Annotated in this window: 18 protein-coding genes; 4 read left to right on the forward strand and 14 right to left on the reverse strand. The window is 63.3% G+C overall.

The features are described 5' to 3' along the window. Positions 1-20: 20 nt before the first annotated feature. Both FJ490_RS15855 and glp read right to left on the reverse strand, forming a co-directional pair. Positions 21-272: a sulfurtransferase TusA family protein gene (locus FJ490_RS15855; RefSeq protein WP_224624179.1), complete on the reverse strand. Its 252-nt coding sequence runs from the start codon at positions 270-272 to the stop codon at positions 21-23. Positions 273-348: 76 nt separating this feature from the next. Next, entirely contained in the window at positions 349-1,605 is a 1,257-nt protein-coding gene (gene glp / locus FJ490_RS15860; protein ID WP_140728368.1) for a gephyrin-like molybdotransferase Glp, read from the reverse strand. Positions 1,606-1,755: 150 nt separating this feature from the next. Between glp and FJ490_RS15865 the strand changes: the two genes are divergently transcribed. After that, positions 1,756-2,640, forward strand: coding sequence for a formate dehydrogenase accessory sulfurtransferase FdhD (locus FJ490_RS15865; RefSeq protein ID WP_140499459.1), 885 nt, complete (start codon positions 1,756-1,758; stop codon positions 2,638-2,640). Next, positions 2,630-3,271 carry a molybdenum cofactor guanylyltransferase MobA gene (mobA, locus tag FJ490_RS15870; protein ID WP_181165257.1) on the forward strand — a complete coding sequence of 214 codons (642 nt, stop codon included), beginning with the start codon at positions 2,630-2,632 and terminating at the stop codon, positions 3,269-3,271. The genes FJ490_RS15865 and mobA overlap by 11 nt, the downstream gene beginning before the upstream one ends. On the opposite strand, the gene FJ490_RS15875 is transcribed toward mobA, so the two are convergent. From FJ490_RS15875 to FJ490_RS15895, 5 genes are all read right to left on the reverse strand, one after another. Continuing rightward, positions 3,255-5,204, reverse strand: coding sequence for a molybdopterin biosynthesis protein (locus FJ490_RS15875; protein ID WP_140728367.1), 1,950 nt, complete (start codon positions 5,202-5,204; stop codon positions 3,255-3,257). The two genes, mobA and FJ490_RS15875, sit on opposite strands and share 17 nt — an antisense overlap. A 14-nt stretch (positions 5,205-5,218) precedes the next feature. After that, a complete protein-coding gene (locus FJ490_RS15880) occupies positions 5,219-6,346 on the reverse strand; it encodes a molybdopterin-binding protein (protein ID WP_140565616.1) in 1,128 nt (375 codons plus the stop codon). A gap of 42 nt (positions 6,347-6,388) precedes the next feature. Continuing rightward, positions 6,389-7,174: an extracellular solute-binding protein gene (locus FJ490_RS15885; protein WP_224519050.1), complete on the reverse strand. Its 786-nt coding sequence runs from the start codon at positions 7,172-7,174 to the stop codon at positions 6,389-6,391. 62 nt (positions 7,175-7,236) lie between these two features. Then, positions 7,237-7,959, reverse strand: coding sequence for an ATP-binding cassette domain-containing protein (locus FJ490_RS15890; protein ID WP_140728366.1), 723 nt, complete (start codon positions 7,957-7,959; stop codon positions 7,237-7,239). A gap of 2 nt (positions 7,960-7,961) precedes the next feature. After that, positions 7,962-8,654, reverse strand: a complete 693-nt coding sequence (locus FJ490_RS15895) for an ABC transporter permease (protein WP_140499362.1) — start codon at positions 8,652-8,654, stop codon at positions 7,962-7,964. A gap of 95 nt (positions 8,655-8,749) precedes the next feature. Here FJ490_RS15895 and FJ490_RS15900 point away from each other — a divergent pair, with 95 nt between their 5' ends. After that, positions 8,750-9,625: a helix-turn-helix transcriptional regulator gene (locus FJ490_RS15900; protein WP_140728498.1), complete on the forward strand. Its 876-nt coding sequence runs from the start codon at positions 8,750-8,752 to the stop codon at positions 9,623-9,625. A 27-nt stretch (positions 9,626-9,652) separates the two neighbouring features. Here FJ490_RS15900 and FJ490_RS15905 read toward each other — a convergent pair whose 3' ends face one another. The 6 genes from FJ490_RS15905 to FJ490_RS15930 form a co-directional block, all read right to left on the reverse strand. Continuing rightward, positions 9,653-9,859, reverse strand: coding sequence for a DUF6494 family protein (locus tag FJ490_RS15905; protein ID WP_140499366.1), 207 nt, complete (start codon positions 9,857-9,859; stop codon positions 9,653-9,655). Between the two features lie 284 nt (positions 9,860-10,143). Then, a complete protein-coding gene (gene ugpC, locus FJ490_RS15910) occupies positions 10,144-11,199 on the reverse strand; it encodes a sn-glycerol-3-phosphate ABC transporter ATP-binding protein UgpC (protein WP_140630400.1) in 1,056 nt (351 codons plus the stop codon). A gap of 25 nt (positions 11,200-11,224) precedes the next feature. Further along, entirely contained in the window at positions 11,225-11,980 is a 756-nt protein-coding gene (locus tag FJ490_RS15915) for a ribonuclease activity regulator RraA (protein ID WP_140521326.1), read from the reverse strand. A gap of 106 nt (positions 11,981-12,086) precedes the next feature. Beyond that, a complete protein-coding gene (locus tag FJ490_RS15920) occupies positions 12,087-12,965 on the reverse strand; it encodes a carbohydrate ABC transporter permease (protein WP_140728365.1) in 879 nt (292 codons plus the stop codon). Next, a complete protein-coding gene (locus FJ490_RS15925; RefSeq protein ID WP_224618856.1) occupies positions 12,962-13,885 on the reverse strand; it encodes a sugar ABC transporter permease in 924 nt (307 codons plus the stop codon). The genes FJ490_RS15920 and FJ490_RS15925 overlap by 4 nt, the downstream gene beginning before the upstream one ends. Positions 13,886-13,887: 2 nt before the next feature. Continuing rightward, positions 13,888-15,168, reverse strand: a complete 1,281-nt coding sequence (locus FJ490_RS15930) for a sugar ABC transporter substrate-binding protein (RefSeq protein WP_181166215.1) — start codon at positions 15,166-15,168, stop codon at positions 13,888-13,890. A gap of 272 nt (positions 15,169-15,440) precedes the next feature. Here FJ490_RS15930 and FJ490_RS15935 point away from each other — a divergent pair, with 272 nt between their 5' ends. After that, entirely contained in the window at positions 15,441-16,127 is a 687-nt protein-coding gene (locus FJ490_RS15935; protein ID WP_224671538.1) for an FCD domain-containing protein, read from the forward strand. Between the two features lie 84 nt (positions 16,128-16,211). Here the strand turns inward: FJ490_RS15935 and FJ490_RS15940 are convergent, their stop codons facing one another. Next, on the reverse strand, positions 16,212-17,198 hold the full coding sequence (locus tag FJ490_RS15940; RefSeq protein ID WP_140521324.1) for an aldo/keto reductase: 987 nt from the start codon (positions 17,196-17,198) through the stop codon (positions 16,212-16,214). Positions 17,199-17,311 lie beyond the last annotated feature (113 nt).

Consider the following 17,311-nt stretch of genomic DNA (forward strand, 5'->3'; position numbering starts at 1 on the left):
CGCCGACGGGGTGCAACTCGTCACATCGTCGCGGGCTGCGTCTTTTCGATCATGAACACGACGCGATCGCCGTCGCGTTCCGTCGCTTCAAGTCGCTCGCCCATCTCGTTGAGCAGATTGGGGATATCAATGACCGCCAGCGGGTCCGTGCAGTGAACCTCGAGCCGCTCGCCTGGCTTCAAGGCTTTCAGCGCCTTACGAGTCTTCAGTGCTGGCAAAGGGCACTTAAGCCCGGTCAGATCCAACTTCGTCGTGGTTATCATGGTCGGCATGATGCCCGACGGGACCTGGCCGCGTCAATCGAGCCTGGGTTCCGGCTCTCGTTTCGAGGACGCGATCCGACGGCGCTCACATAAGACTGGAATAGGGGAGGAACTGGACCGTGTGACCTGGCTCGACACGGACTATCTCCTCTCCCAACTCGACGAGACCGTCGGTCGCGACCAGGGATGACAACAGTCCTGCGCCTTCCCTGGGAAACTTCGTCGCTTCGTAGCATCCATCCTCGGCCGCGCGTACGCTTGCTCGCACATACTCGCGCCGTCCCTGCTTTTTGCTATAGGAAAAGGCGGCCCGCATAGCGATCGGGGTCGGCGGTGGCTGGAGGGCCCCCGCAAGGGCGAGGATTGCCGGGCGGGCAATATGCGCGAAGGTGACGAAGCTCGCCACCGGATTGCCAGGAAGTCCGATCAGCGGGGTTCCATCGATCACCCCCATGGCGACCGGCCGGCCAGGCTTGATCGCGACGCGCCAGAACACCAGGGTTCCGGCACTCTCGACGGCGGCCTTCACGCAATCTGCCTCGCCCGTCGACACACCGCCCGAAGTCAGGATCAGGTCATGGCTCAATGCCGCTTCGCTCAGCTTTTCAGCGATCAGTCTGCTGTCATCCACGAGGATACCGAGATCGGTGATGTCGCAGCAGAGTCGAGCGAGCATCGCCGTCAGCATGAAACGGTTGGAGTCGAAAAGCTGCGCCGGTCCGCGCATGTCTCCCGGCGCGACGATTTCGTCCCCGGTCGAGAACACTGCGACGCGTATCCTGCGCCTTACCTGGAGTTCGGTGAACCCCAATGCGGCGGCGAGCGCGATATCTTGCGGCCGCATCCGGTGGCCCGCCGGGAGGACGGCCTCGCCCAATGCGACATCTTCACCCGCAGGGCGTACATTGGCACCCTTTTTCAGGCCGGGCGGGAGAAGGATCCTGCCGGAGCCGTCGATGCTCACGTCTTCCTGCATGAACACCGTGTCGACCCCGTCGGGCATTGGAGCGCCAGTGAAGATGCGTACCGTCTGGCCCGGCCGCACAGGTTCATTCGCCGCCATGCCGGCCTGAACCCTCCCGGCAACGGCGAACGCCGTCTCGACGGTCTGCGGCAGGTCTGCCCCTCGCACGGCGTAGCCGTCGACCGCGGAATTGGTGAAGGGCGGCAGCGCCAGCGATGCTACCATCTCTTTTGCCAGGACGCGCCCATCCGCCAGCAAGAGCGGGACCGTCTCGACCTCCTCTACGGCGCTGAGTTTCGAGGCGATCAGCGCGGCAGTCTCGTCGATGGGCCGCATCTGTCCGCCGAAAGCGAAGCAGTCATCCGAGATTTGCGCCATTTATATTCCCACTCTACGAGCGTGTCGGCTTCTTCGTAATCGCATCAATCCGGCTTTTTTTAATCAGCTTCGGTTGAACAGCCTGTAAGATACGGCAAGCTAGCGCAGGCGCGAGCCAGAATACGACGTCAGGAGACTGCCATGCCTTTGATGCTACGCCAACCGGAACACGCTATCATCACACCCGATCCGCAAGACCAACGGCTGACGGAGCTGGTTGCGGGCGTCGACCATACAGGCGCGGCGGTAGAGGTCCGCGTACCGATCGAACGTGCCCTGACGCTCTATCTCAACGCTCAGGAGATCGTCACGATGATGACGGTCAACGACTACCCTGAATATCTTGCGCTCGGCTATCTGCTGAACCAGAACATGCTTCTGCCCACCGATGTGGTGACGGACGTCGAGTATGACGAGGACCTCCAGGTCGTGGTCGTTCGCACCGAGCGCAACACCGACTACGAGCAGAAGCTCAGAAAGCGAACGCAGACTTCGGGTTGCGCCCAAGGCACTGCCTTCGGCGACGTGCTGGAGGCGATCGAGGACATCACGCTCCCGCCCGCTGAGCTTCGCACCTCCTGGCTCTACGAGCTGACGCACAAAATCAACACCACGCCGTCGCTCTATCTGGAAGCAGGCGCCATCCATGGCTGCGTCCTTTGCAGGAAGGGCACGCCAATCTGCTATATGGAAGACGTCGGCCGCCATAACGCTGTCGACAAGATCGCCGGCTGGATGTACCGCCACGCCATCGATCCGGGGGACAAGATCATGTACACGACCGGGAGGCTGACCTCCGAGATGACGATCAAGACGGTTCGGATGGGCATTCCCATCCTGGTTTCACGTTCCGGCTTCACCGCCTGGGGCGTGGCGCTGGCCCGCCAAGTGGGGCTGACGCTGGTCGGTCGGGCGCGCGGCAAGCGCTTCACCGCACTTTCAGGCCAGGAGCGGATCGTCTTCGACCAGGATATCGCTTCGGTCGATGAGGAAGCGCCGCGCCACCGCCGCAAGGGTGCCGAGCATGACGACTGAGCGGCCCATGACGCTGGGCGTCGTGCTCGCCGGCGGTCTGGGTCGGCGCATGGGCGGCGGGGACAAGCCGACGCGCGTGATCGGCGGACGCACGATGCTCGAGCATGTCATCGAACGGCTGGGACCGCAATGCGACGGGCTCGTGCTTAATGCCAATGGCGACCCCGTTCGTTTCGCCCGTTTTGGCCTGCCCGTCGTCGCCGACACGATCGAGGGTTATCCGGGGCCGCTCGCCGGCATGCTCGCCGCGCTCGATTGGACGGCGGACAACAGGCCCGACGTCGAGTGGATGGTCAGCGCCGCCGGTGATTGTCCTTTCCTGCCGCGCGACCTCGTTGCACGCCTCCAGCGGGCGCGCATGACCGAGGGGGCGGATTTGGCGGTGGCGGCATCCGGTGGTCAGGCGCATCCGGTCATCGGGCTCTGGAAAGTCGCCCTGCGGGACGAATTGCGGCATGCGTTGACCAACGAGGGCCTGCGCAAGATCGACCGGTGGACCACCCGCTACGGCCTTGCCACCGTATCCTGGCCGGCAGAGCCCGTGGACCCGTTCTTCAACGCCAACACGGTCGAGGACCTCGCCGAAGCCGAGCGGCTGGCCGCGTTGCTCGACGCTAACCCGGCCGGCTGAACCCCGCATGCTCCAGCGCCGAATGCACCACGTCGGTCTGGAGAACTTCGAGGAACGCGTGCACCGCAGGCCGATCCTTTCGCGCGCAAACCAGCGCGAAGTCGTAGTGCTCTTCGGTCAGCGGGATAAGACCGAGCCCAGCCGCACGCGCGACCGGCGCGATGGTGACGCCCCAGTCGGCGCGGTTCTGCGTCACCGCCGCGGCCACGGCATTGTGTGTGCGCGGTTGGTTCCAGTAGCCGTCCGGGCGTTCCGCGCCGAGGAGTTGGTCGATCAGGATACGCGTTCCCGAGCCTTGGTTGCGGTTGACCATCATGCAATCGGGATCGGCGAGCGCGGCACGGACCGCATCCTCCGCGCCGAGGCCCTCGAAGCGCTCGTCCCCTCGGCGGAACACCAAACCTTGCATGCGGCGCCAGCCTGGCACGAGTTCGAGACCGTCACCGAGGAAGGGCGCGTTGTAGTTCCGCGTCTTCGGGTCGAAGAGATGGATGGGAGCGAAATCGCACTCGCCGCGCTTGGCCGCCGCAAGACCGCCCAGGCTTCCCACAGACAGCGAGCGCACCGAAATCCCGCGACGCGAAAGTTCGCCAACGACCAGATCGAGGCCGACACAATGACTGCCGATGACGACGAGGTCGGGAACGCGGACCCGCGGCGTGAACAGCGTCACCGCTACGTCGGCACCGGCAGGCACGTGATCGGCCAGGGCCTCGATGCGGATGAAGCCATCCGCCTGGGTAAAGGATGTTATCGCTCCCGAGCCCTTACCAGTCGGATAGGCCGTCAATCCTCCCTGCCCTTGCACAAGGGAGACCATCGCGAATTCGGTCCGTCCGAGTTCTGAAGGAACCCGCAACGGAAGGCTTGCGGTGATCTGAGCATCGACGCGCGGCGGCAGCCCCGCCATGCGCCGCAGGGCGGGTACCACCATGTCATGGAAGGTGAACATGGCCGAGGTGGGAAATCCCGGCAGGACGATGACCGGCTTGCCCCTGCACACCGCCAGGCAAAGCGGCTTTCCGGGCTTCAGCGCCACGCCGTGGGCGATGATGCCGGGTTTGCCCAGTCGGCCGATAATGCGATGCGTGACATCCCCTGCCCCTTTGGACGTGCCGCCCGACAGGATCATTACGTCGTGGGCGGCGAGCGCCTCGCGCATAGCCGTCTCAAGCGTTGCCTCGTCGTCCGGGAAGGCGCCGAGAAAATGCGCTTCGCCGCCATTTTCAGTGACAGCCGCAGCGATGATCGGCCCGTTGGCATCATAGATGCCGGCCGCCCGCAGCGGCTCGCCTGGCTGAACGAGTTCATCGCCAGTGGAGAGCACAGCCACGCTTGGCCTGCGCGCCACGGCCACTTGTGCGATTCCGCACGCGGCGAGCATGCCGATTTCGCGCGAGCCGATTTGCGTTCCGGTGCGCAGCACGACCTCTCCTCGCGCCATGTCGGATCCTGCATTGGAGACAAACTGGCCGGGCGAGATGCCGCGCCCCACCTCGATGGCACTCAACCCCACCGGATGCGTATGCTCCACCATGACGATGGCGTCCGCGCCACGCGGCAGCGGCCCGCCGGTTGCGATGGGCGTGGCGGTTCCGGTCAGAACGGGGAGTTGCGGAACCGTGCCGCAGGCAATCGCTTCCGCATTCAGCTCAAGCCGAACGGGACGGGTTTCAGAGGCGGCAGCCAGATCGGCCGCACGTACCGCGAAGCCATCGACATTGGAGCGGTCGAAGGGCGGCACGTCGACCGGCGCCGCCACGTCCTCGGCAAGAACCAGCCCGAGCGCGTCGGCCAGCGTCCGCGTCTCGGTCGGCAACGGGCGGGGAAACAGCGCTGCCTCGAAGCGAGCCAGCGCAGCTTCGCGCGACAATATCGTCAGGAACTGCTCCTGCCCGCTGTTCTGCCGGGCCGATGATGGAGAATTCGTCATAGCGGCTCACTCGATCAAAAGTTGCGGAGCGGAAAGGCGGAGACGGGCGTACCGGCGGCATACCCTTCGCTATCGCCCGGGACCGCAAGCCAGGCGTCGGCAAGCCGCATCGCGTCCAGCGAAAAGTCGCCGACCGCGAGCGGCGTCCACATGTCCCTTTCCTTCCCGAGCAGAACGAGCTCGTAAAGTCCGACCGCGGATGAGATTTTCCGCGAGAGCGGCAAGATGATGCCGGGCCGTTCAGATCTGCCCGACAGGCGGTCCAGGACTGGCTGGACAAGCGCAAGGAACCCGGCGAAAGCTTGGTGCGGCGATCCGGCCAATGCGACCACCGGTGTCTTGCCGAGCCGGCCTATTGCCGTTGTCCCTCCGGGCCGTAAGGCAATGCCGTGCCCAATCAACACCCCGCGCCGCGCCAGAGCCTCGGCGGTCACGTCGGCGTGGCCGTCACCAGTACCGCCGATCAGGAGCAGAAAATCGCAGGCCTCGCCGTCAAGAGCGACAATGATCGATGCCGCGTCGCGCTCTACGGTCTCTATACCGACGATCGAAACGCCCGAGGCACTCAGGCTCTCGACCACGAGCCGCATGGAGAATGTCTCGTGGCTGTCGGCAGCGACATCGATCACGCGCACGCGCGGGCTCCGTATGGCAAGCTGGCTCAGTCCCACTTTGCGGGCGACCAGCAGGTCGGCGACGCCGATCGCCTTTCCCTCAAGCATTGGCGGGCGGGCCGCCGCCATATCCTCGCCCGCCCGGCGCACACCCTGACCGGGCACCGCTTCAGCTGCTGCTTGGATCATCGGTCCACTGCAATCGACGAGGCCGGCCTGCAGCACACAGTCGCGATCTTCAGGCATGGCCTCACCCGTCTCGACCCAGATCGGCGCGACCGGCAAAACTAAGGGCGAATAGGCTGATGCCCCCATGAGGTCGAGGGCGCGACACGCCCAGCCGTCGACGGCAGCGATGTCTCGCACAGGCTGAGCCGGCACGACAGGCGGCATCCCGGCAGCGACATAGCCCAAGGCTTGTTCAGGCGGCACCAAGCGGGGGGTGACGGGCATTACACCATCGAGCAGCGCGTCGAGCGCCGCTTCCAGGGGAGTCAGCGGGCCCGTCGAAGAAAACGTTCTCGTCATGGCGCGATATTGAAGCAGACGCGAGCCTGTTTGCAACCAGCTTCAGGAACGCCCGCGCTGCGCGTTCGGGAAGAAGAGCTGCTGGCCGTCGATCTTGTACTCTCCGATCGCCTTCTGGCCTTCCGGAGAAATCAGCCAATCGATGAAGCGCTGGCCGGCCTCCACTTTGACGCTTGGATGCTTGTGAGGATTCACCAGCATCACGCCATACTGATTGAACAGCCGCTTGTCACCCTCGACGGCGATGTCCAACTCGCCACGATTCTTGAACGACAGCCAAGTGCCACGATCGGAAAGCGTATAGGCGTTCATGGCTGCCGCGGCGTTGAGCGCCGCCCCCATGCCCTGCCCGATCTCCTTGTACCACGGGCCCCTGGCCGCCTCGATGTCGATGCCGGCCGTCTTCCACAGACCCAATTCGGCCGAATGGGTGCCGGACCTGTCACCACGCGACACGAAGGCCGCCTTCTTGGCTTTGATGGCGATCAGCGCGGCTGCGATGTCCTTGGTCCCGCTGACGCCCGCCGGGTCGCTCTTGGGGCCAACGAGGACGAAGTCGTTGTACATCACGTCGAAGCGCTTCACCCCGAAGCCTTCCTCGATGAACTTCTCCTCCTGCGCCTTGGCATGGACGAAGACCACGTCGGCATCGCCACGCCGACCGGTGTCGAGCGCCTGGCCGGTGCCCTGAGCGACAATCTTCACGCCGATGCCGGTTTTCTTCTCGAACAGCGGCAGGATGTGATCGAACAGGCCGGAATCCTGGGTCGAGGTCGTCGACGCCACGACTATCGACTGGTCCTGGGCAGGCGCGCCGCCTGCTAGCATCAGAAGCACCACAAGCGCAGAGAATATTCGGCGGGTCAGCATCTCAATCTCGGTCCAGTTGATCAAAGCACGAGCTCGCCGCGCACGAAGGCAGCGGCTTGCGGGGTCGCGGGGCGGTCAAGGAAGTCGTCGGCGTCGGCATGCTCGCAAACGCGCCCCCGGAGCAGAAAGACGACGTCTGCCGCGATCCTGCGCACTTGGCCGAGATGGTGCGACGCCATGATGATTTTCGTGCCCGATTGGGCAGCCGTGATGATGATCTGCTCGACAAAACGCGTCGCCGCCGGATCGAGGCTGGCTGTCGGCTCGTCGAGCAGCAGGATTTCGGGCTGGCGCGCCAGGGCCCGGGCGAGGGCCAGCCGCTGCTGCTCGCCACCGGAGAGATGCCGTGCCGGACGTGCCGCGAGATCGAGAAGACCGACGCGCTCGAGCAGTTCCTCCACGCGCGGGGCCCGGAGCCGGCGCGGACAGCCGGCTTGAGCCAGTGCATAGGCGACATTCGCGGCCGTCGAGCGGCGCAGCATCACCGGCTTCTGGAACAGGATTGCACGCCGTGTCGGCGGGGAAAACGTTCGTCCCCCCCAAGTCAGGGTTCCAGCAGAAGGTGCAACAAGCCCCATGCAGAGCCGCAGCAGGGAGGTTTTGCCCGACCCGTTCGGGCCGACGACCAGAGTCGGCGCGCGCGGCCCGATTGTCAGGTTCACCCGGTCCAGGATGGTCGTCGCACCGGCGACCAGCGACACGTCATCGAGGACAAGTGGAAGATCGCTCTGAGCAGCCCGCATCCCTAGCCAGCCCGTTGCTCGGACCAAACTCGCACGCCCCAGGCGGCGGCGTTGATCAGCAAGATGAGGAAAATCAGCATCAGGCCGAGCCCCATGGCGAGCGGCAGGTTTCCCTTCGAGGTTTCAAGTGCGATTGCCGTCGTCATGGTGCGGGTGAAGCCATCAATGTTGCCGCCGACGATCATCACGGTGCCGACCTCGGCCGCCGCCCTGCCGAAACCCGCGAGCAGAGCCGTGACGAGGCTGAAGCGGCCGTCCCACAAAAGCGTGGCGACCAAGCCCGCCGGCCCGACCTGCATCGCAGTCAGTTCCTCACGGTACTCGCGCCACAGATCCTCGACCGTTTGGCGAGTCAGAGCGGCAATGATGGGCAGCACCAATAGCGCCTGCGCGATGACCATCGCGGCGGGTGTGAACAAGAGGCCGAATTCACCCAGCGGCCCGGATCGCGATAGCAGCAGATAGACCGTCAGCCCGACCACCACCGGCGGCAGGCCCATGAAACCGTTCAGCAGCACGACGATCGCCGAACGACCGGGAAAACGTGCCAGCGCGATAATTGCGCCCAGCGGCAGGCCTGCGACCATGGCGATCGCGACAGCCGAAAGGCTCACGGCGAGCGACAGGCGCACGATGGCAAACAGCGTGGCGTCGCCGCTCGCGATCAGTTGCCATGTGCCCAGCCCTTCCGACATTGCTCCTCGCAGTCCTGTCCCGTGTCAATGTCCTGCAACTCCTCCGTCACTGTCAAATCCTTGAACCTGAACAGGAATATGCATATCAATGCAGGATGGATTTGCTGACGACGTCCGAAGCCGCCGACTATCTGCGCATTGGTGAGCGCAAGCTTTATGAGCTGATTGCGGAGGAGCGTGTCCCGTGCAGCAAGGTGGCGGGCAAGTGGCTGTTTCCACGGCATGAACTCGACCGTTGGGTCATGTCGGGGTTGGTCCGGCCCGCAGGAATGACGCAATCCGAGCCGCCGCCGATCGTCGGTGGCAGCCAGGACGACCTGCTCGAATGGGCTCTCCGCCAATCAGGCTCCGGCCTGGCCTTTCTGACGGAAGGCACGGAAGCCGGCGTGACACGCCTGCTGCGCGGCGAGGTGTCTGTCGCCGCGATCCATTTCCACAGCCCCGACCCGGACCCGAATGTCGCCGCGATTGCGACTAGGCCGCGGCTTTACGATGCGGTGCTGGTCGGATTCGCCCGCCGCGAGCAAGGCCTGCTGCTCGCGCCAGGCAATCCAAAATCGCTCAACAACCTGACCGACGTACTTGCGACCGGCGCACGCATCGCGGTTCGTCAACGCGGCGCAGGCGCGGACATGCTGCTCACGCAATTGCTGGCAGACTCCGGCGCGAAACAAGACGACGTCAACCGGTTGGAGCCGCCCTGCCTGACCGGACCCGATCTCGCGGCTGCCGTGCGCATTGGCAGGGCCGATTGCGGAATTGCCACGCGCGCGGCCGCACGCGCCGCTGGCCTCGATTTCGTTCCATTGGCCTGGGAAAGTTTCGATCTCCTGATGCGGCAGCGGACCTACTTCCAGCAACCGATCCAGGCGCTCCGGCGTTTCCTGCGGCAGGAAATCTTCGCCAGCCGCGCCGCCGAGCTTTGCGGATACGATCCATCGCCGGCCGGGCAGATACGGTTCTTCAAATAGCCGCCGACCCCGATCAAGCCGCAGCTCTCATCCAAGATCGATCTCGCCCTCGACGACATGGCGCAAGCCTGCCGGCTCCGAGGTGATGACGGCCCTCACGGTCAGTCGGCCCTGTCCTTTCAGGCCCTTCTCCGCGACGGCTTTCTCGATTGCCTGCTGCGAAGTCACGCCGACCTGCTTCAGGAACTTGCGCATGGAGACGTTGAAGGGATCGGTTTCCATATTCTGGGTCATATGATTGCCTCGAACGGTGTGGACGATATGGCCGGTCCGGCAAGCTTGGTGCCCGCAACGGCGGCGCTGCGCTAACGGAGCACGGAATGGCCCGGGGTGCAACGAGGACGACGCCCGCACTATGTCTGATGCGGTCCGTTCCTCTGTGGCCTAACAACGCGTGGTGCCGAGATCCCTGGTCATGCCGGAGCGCCGCGGGCGATTGCCGTGACGGCCGATGGGTAAACGGCGATCACCGGTGGTTTCGCGATGGAATGGGCTGCTTTTTCGCCCGTCAGCGCGCCCTAAGCAATCCTGGTGCCACTACGAGCATCGAACAGATGCACCTTGGATACCATGATCTCCAACCCAACCTCTTGATCAAGTTTGAAGGGCGGCTGATCCCGCACCTCGGCCACGAGGTCCACTCCACCTGCACTTAATGTAAGCTCCTGGGCCTCACCGGTCGGTTCGACCACTTGCACCCTCGCCTGAGAGTGGTTGCCACCAACCGAAATGTGCTGCGGACGAATCCCGTAGACTACCCCATCTCTGTCGCCCATCCGAGCATCCGCCGGCAAGGGTAAGCGCAAGCCCTGATCGGCGACAAATGCGCCGTTGTCGATGCGGCCCTCGATCAGGTTCATTTCCGGCGAGCCGATAAAGCTTGCGACGAACAGATTGGCTGGGTTCTCGTAGAGCTCGGAGGGGCTGCCGATCTGTTCGATCCGGCCTTTGTTCAACACCACGATGCGGTCGGCGAGCGTCATCGCCTCGGTCTGGTCATGCGTGACATAGATGCTTGTTCGGCCGAGCCGTTGGTGAAGCTTCTTGATTTCGGCGCGCATCTTGACACGCAACTTGGCATCGAGGTTGCTGAGCGGCTCATCAAACAGGAAAGCGGCTGGATCGCGCACGATGGCGCGGCCCATGGCGACACGTTGGCGCTGGCCGCCGGACAACTGCCGCGGCATGCGGCCAAGCAGATCCTGCAGGCCAAGGATTTCGGCCGCCGCCTTGACCCTCGAGACAATCTCTTCCCTAGGGACCTTCGCCAGCCGAAGCGCGAAGCTCATATTGTCGGCCACGCTCATATGCGGATAGAGCGCGTAGCTCTGGAAGACCATGGCTATGTCGCGCGACTTGGCCGGCATCTCGTCGACGACACGCCCGCCGATGCGGATCTCGCCGGTCGTCTGCTCTTCCAGCCCGGCGATCATGCGTAGCAGCGTTGACTTGCCGCAGCCTGACGGACCGACCAGCACCACGAACTCGCCGCTGGCGATCTCGATATTGACATCGCGCAAAACTTCCACGGCGCCGAAGCTCTTGCCGAGCTGTTCTATCTCAATTGCAGACACCTATTGTCCTCCCGTCCGGCACCACTCATTTTTGTTGAGCATGCCGCCATGCTCGGTATTCGGCCTCGCCCTCGGGGCTCAACGGATAGTATTTCCGCAGGTCTCCCCCTTGCGCCAGGCGCGAGCGCGAAAACTCTTCCCACTCAATATGCGCGCCGGCGAGCTCGACCAATTTTGGAGCAAGGGCGACCGGCACGACGACCACGCCGTCATCGTCGGCGACGATGATATCGCCAGGGATGACCAGCACGTTCGAGCAGGCGATGGGAACGTTGACGGCGAACGGCACGATGTTGGTTTGGGCGTGGAAATTCGGCGTGACGTCCCTCACCCAGATGCCGATGTCCAAAGCCGCCGCCTGGGCGGAATCGCGGATGCAGCCGTCGACAACCACGCCGGCCCCGCCGCGCCCGGCGAAATAGGTCAGCATCATCTCGCCGAAGATGCCGCTTCCCAGATCGCCGCGCGCATCGACCACCACCATGTCGCCCGGCTGCGTGGGATAGAGCACGTGACGGTGCAACTGCCGCTCCGGCTCCTCATATTCGGTCTCGTTGTAGAGATCCTCGCGCTTCGGCATGCACTGGAGCGTGAGAGCAGGCCCCGCCGCCGTGCGGCCCAGCCTCAATGGACGCGGGCCCCGTATCTGCGGGTCGCGAATGCCCATCTTGTGGTAGAGTTCGCTGGCCAGCGTCGCCGAGCCGATCGCCGCAAGCGCATCGACCAATTGTCTCGGCGGCCGCGAAATGTCCGATATCGCCGGTATCTGATCAGCTGCCATTCCGTATCCTCCGATTGCGCGGCGAGGTCCCTGACCCCACCGATCGTCACTCAGTTGCATATCCCGTCGTCGAAGCCGTCGAGCGTTCTGGGTGCATGTCCGCCATTCAGCCGCGGACGGCACCGGTGGTGAGACCCTTGACCAGCAGCCCCTGGGCAAACCAGACAAACACCAACGTCGGGATGACCATCAGGACGCCGGCTGCCGACATCGCGCCCCAGTCGATGCCGAATTGCGAGACGAAGTTGGTGAGCCCGACCGGCAGAGTCTGCGCGGCCTTGCTGGAGGTCAGGGTCAGGGCAAGCAGCAGGTCGTTCCAGGTGAAGAGGAAGGTGATGACCGCGCTGGCGCCAATACCAGGAGCAATCAGCGGCGTCACGATCTGGACCAGCGTGCGCACCGTGCCGGCGCCGTCTGACTGGGCAGCCTCCTCGATCTCTTTCGGCACGTCCTGGATGAAGCCCAGAAGCAGCCAGATGGCGACAGGCAGTTTGGCCGCCGTATGGCTCAGGATCAGCGCCCAGATGGTGTCGAGCATGCCCATGGCGGCAAACACGGCAAAGAGCGGAATGGCAAGCGCTATGACCGGGATCATGCGCATGATCAAAAGCAGCCCGAAAATCAGCATGGCGCCCGGCATCCTGAAACGCGACAAGGCATAGGCGCAAGGAATGGCCAGCAGATGGACGAGGATGACCGTCGCCGCCGAGACGATGACGGTGTTCCAGACATAGTCCATCGTGTCGTACTCCGCGAAAACGGAGACGTATTGTGTTAGCGTCGCGGTCTGGGGAATGATGTGCACCGGCACCGAGAAGATGTCGGCCGAACTGCGGATCGACGTTAGGAACAGCCATACCAGCGGAAAGACGGTGAACGCGACGGTCAGGGCCAGCGCCATATACTGGCCGGCGGTTCCCACCGTAAATCGACGGCGCCGGCGCTTTGGCCTGGGACGTGCGCTAACGATTGCGGCTTCGCTCATATCGCTCTCCGTTTCGCAATCAGCCACGGTATTCCGTAGAGGAGCCCGAGCACGAACAGCGACATCCCCAAAGCAATGTAGGAGACGGCCGCCGCATGTCCGAAATCCACCGCCTGAAACGCCAGCAGGTAGGAATAGACGGTGAGCAGGTTGGTGGCGCCGCCCGGCCCGCCCTGCGTCATCAGCCAGACGACGTCGAAGGTCCGGAACGTGTCGATGATGCGAAGCATCAGGGCGATCATGATGATCGGACGCATCAGCGGCAGCACGATATGCCAGAAGCGCTGCCATGGCGTGGCGCCGTCCACGGTGGCCGCCTCGAGCGGTTCCTGCGGCAAGGACTGCAGGCCGGCAAGGAACAGTAGCACCATCAACGGCGTGTTCTGCCAGACATCGGCGACGATCACCGAGACGAGCGCCCAGGTCGGATGGTTGAGCCATGGAATGTCGGGCAGGTTGAACATGCGCAACAGCGCGTCGACCAGGCCGTACTGGGTGTTGAACAGCCACCGGAAATTCAGGCCCACCACTGCGGGCGCGATCATCGGAGGCACCAGGAGCAAGGTGCGCGCGAGCCGCATGCCGCGCAATTTGCCATTGACGAGCACGGCGATCGCCATTCCAGCCACCACTTCAATCGTGATCGAAATGATGCTGAATATGGTCTGATTTCGCAGTGCCTGGTTGAACTGGCGGCCGAAGAGTTCGTCGGTGTAATTTGCCATCCCGATGAAGGGCGCCGAACCGCTCAGATCCCAGCGGAAGAAACTCATGGTGAAAGAGTATCCGAGCGGATAGAGCAGGATGGCCAGCATGACGAGGAGCGCCGGGCTGGCCAGAAGGTATCCTCTCTGCCAGGTGTAGGGCAGCGGCGAACGTCGCCGACGCCTCGACACCGTATGCTGCGCGACGGACGGCATCGTCAATCGTAAGCTCCGGCCCGACGCATGATCTCCTCAGCCTCCGTCGCCGCCTGGTTGAGCGAGTCCGCGGGAGAGACCTGGTCGGTCAAGGCCTGTTCGATGGCCGAAAACATCAGCGTGCAGACTTTCGAGAAGCCGGCTAGCTTCGGCCATTCCTTGCCGTTGGCTATCGTCGTCTCGAGCTGCTGCAGCCACACGGCCTGAGGCCCCTTTGCCGCTGATATTACTTCCTTGGCGATCGCCTGGCTGCTGGGAAAGTTGGTGAATTGGTCGAACTGCAACCGCTGCGCCTCCGGACCGACCGTATACTTGATGAATTCGACGGCGGCGTCCTTGCGTCCGGATTGTCCGTTGAGCGCCATGGCATGCGAAATGGCGCATGAAATCGCGGCCTTGTCCTTGACGTAGGGCGCAGTCGACCACTTGCCGACGACACGTGAGGTCTCCGGATTCGATAGGGTCGCGAAGGCGCCCGGCCAATCGAAATTCGCATAGACCGTGCCGGACGAGAATTCGGTCGAATTCTCGTTCCACTGATAGCCGACCGCATCGGGTGGCACGATTTTGTGCTTCTGGATGAGATCGCGATAGAAGGTCAGGGCCTTGATGCCGGCTTCGGAATTGAAGGCCGGCTTGTTGGCCTGGTCCACCCAATCGCCGCCGGCTTGCCAGAGCAGATCGCTGAAAGTGCGTTGTGCTGGATCGCCCTGCCCCGGCACGACCAGCCCATAATGGCCATTGCCGGTCAGTTTCAGCCCGACGTCGACGAGCTCCTCCCAGGTCTCAGCCGGCTTCAGGCCTTTTTCCTGATAGATATCGCTGCGGTAGTACTGGACGCGCGAATCCATGTTGCGCGGAATGGCCGCCAGATTTCCGGTCTTGGGATCGCGCAGATACTTGACAGCGACCGGGTAGAATTCCGCGAGTTCGCTGTCGCTGAAATAGCTGTTCAGCGGCGCAAAATGGTTGAAGTAGGAATCGATTTGCGCCGTATGGGTGCTATAGACATCGTATTGGCTCGATCGCGCTGCGCTCAACGTGACCACCTTCGCGGTCAGCGGGGTGAATTCCAGCAAGTCGTAGCGAACCTTGATACCGGTCTTGGCGGTGAAATCCTGAACGATCTTTTCCCAGTATTTGGGATAGAGCGGGCCGCCGGTGATCAGCAGTGCGGTGATCTCGTTCCCGTCTGCCCTGGCGATCCATGGCGCGGCTAGCGAGCCGGCCGTCACTGCCGCACTCGCGGCCAGGAATTTGCGTCTCGATAGGTTTGCGGACATCATAATCTCCTCCTTGGTTTGATTGGTCGGCCCATCCAAGGGTCGGCCGATAACTTCAACCTTTCCGGCAAATCCGCGGCGGCTTGCTCCTCCCGCAGCGAGACTGCCTGGACTACGTCCCGAACGACGCTTGCGAGCCCGCCGGGCACCGTTCGATCCTCCCTTCCCGCAGGCCGAGTTATAGGCTACTGAGCACCATGAGATAAGTTGACTGCATATCTAGCTATCAGCCTATAAGCTTATCAGACAAGTGGATGTTAATGATGGATGCCATGGAGGTCAAGCTTCAAACTTTGCCCAAGCAGGTGGCCGGCGTGCTCGCGCGCCGCATCGCCAGCAGCGGCGTCGCCGGCGGCCAGGGACCGTCGGAGCAGCAGATCCTTCAGGAGTTCGGGGTTTCGCGCGCGGTGGCACGGGAAGCGCTCAAGATCCTGGCGTCTCTCGACATGATCGAGATCGCGCAGGGACGACGCGTGGTGCTGCGTCCCGCAGACGAATGGGACTATCTCAGTCCATTGCTTATCGACTGGCTGCCGCCCGAGCAGACCCGCGAGATCTTGGCGGAAGCACACGCAACGCGGATAATCATCGAACCGGCCATCACCGCCATCGCGGCCAAGCATATGACCAAAGAGAACCTCGAGCGTCTTGGCACTCTGCTGGCAGCGATGTCGGCCAGCGAAGACAATGCGGACGCCTATCTGAAACTCGATCTGGATTTCCACATGGAGATTTGCCGGGCAGCCAAGAATAGAATCCTCGACCGCTTCATGTACTCCTCCCGATGGTGGCAGATGGCAAGCAGGCGCATCAGCAACCAGGTGCCTCATGCCCTGCCCTCGGCGACTGAGATGCACAGAGCGATCTACGAGGCGCTCGTGGCGCGTGATGCAAAACGGGCGGAAGAGGCGATGCGCCGGCACCTGAAGATCACCACGGCCGTTGGCCTGCCCCCATAAGAAATCGCCAGCCGATGCTTCCGAGCGGCGCAGCCAGCAATCGGGCTAGCCGCGCCGCTGCGCGCCGGGAGGACGCGGCCGATATCAGGCGCTTTTTGCTTGCTGTTCCTGGCGCTGGCGCGCGCGAAAACCGAACATGTCGCCCTTGTCTTTGATTTCCGCCCATACCGGTCCGGTAATCTTGTCGATGGCAGCGATGTCCGCGTCGGAAATCGCCCAGCCTGTGCTCTCAGCATTTTCCTCGAGTTCCTTGACCGTGCGCGCGCCGACCAGCGGCGAACTCACGCCCGGCCTGCTGGTAAGCCACTGGATCGCAAGCTGCGGAACCGTCTTGCCGTAGCGCGCCGCAATCGGCTTCAGGGCGTCGACGGCGTCAACCGCGCGCTCGTAGGTGCCCGGCTGGAACAGAACGGTGGTGCGGCGCTCATCGCCTTCGACGAATTTGGTGTCCGGCGACAACAGCCCTGTGAGCAATCCCTGGGCGAGACCGCTATAGGGCATCACGCCGATATTGTGCTTGCGGCAATAGGGCAGCGTCTCAGCCTCAACCTCGCGCCACAGCATGTTGTAGGGCGGCTGGAGCACGTCGATGACGCCATGCTGACGGGCGCTGTCCATGTCGGCGGTGCTGAAATTCGAGACGCCGACTGCCTTGATACGCCCGGACGACCGCAGCCGCTCCATCATCTCCATGGTCGGGCCGATCGGAAAATCCGAGTTCGGCCAGTGGACAAAATAGACATCGACATAGTCCGTCTGCATCCGCTTCAGCGATCCGTCGAGCGCCGCCTCAATCGCGGCGGGTTCGAGGTGATTGGGCGCAACCTTGGTCGCGATAACAGCCTTGTCGCGACGGCCGGCCAGTGCCTTGCCGACGATCTCCTCGGCATGGCCATGTCCATAGGCTTCGGCCGTGTCGATCAGCGTTATGCCAAGCTCCGCGGCGCGTCGGATCACCCGGATCGATTCCTCGTCGTCGGCCGCGCCCCAAAAGGCGCCGGACATACCCCAAGTGCCTAGACCGATCTCCGATACCCTGACCGGCGACGATCCCAACTGTCGCTGTTGCATCCTGTTCCTCCTGATTGGCAGGCAGGGCTATCACCCTGCTGATGTCCAATTTATACGCTTATATACTCGTCTAACAAGTAGGTTCCGGCGGATTTATGGCGCTTGGCGCGGAG

This window comes from Mesorhizobium sp. B2-5-11 (assembly GCF_006440835.1).
In the GTDB taxonomy this organism is placed as follows: Bacteria; Pseudomonadota; Alphaproteobacteria; order Rhizobiales; family Rhizobiaceae; genus Mesorhizobium.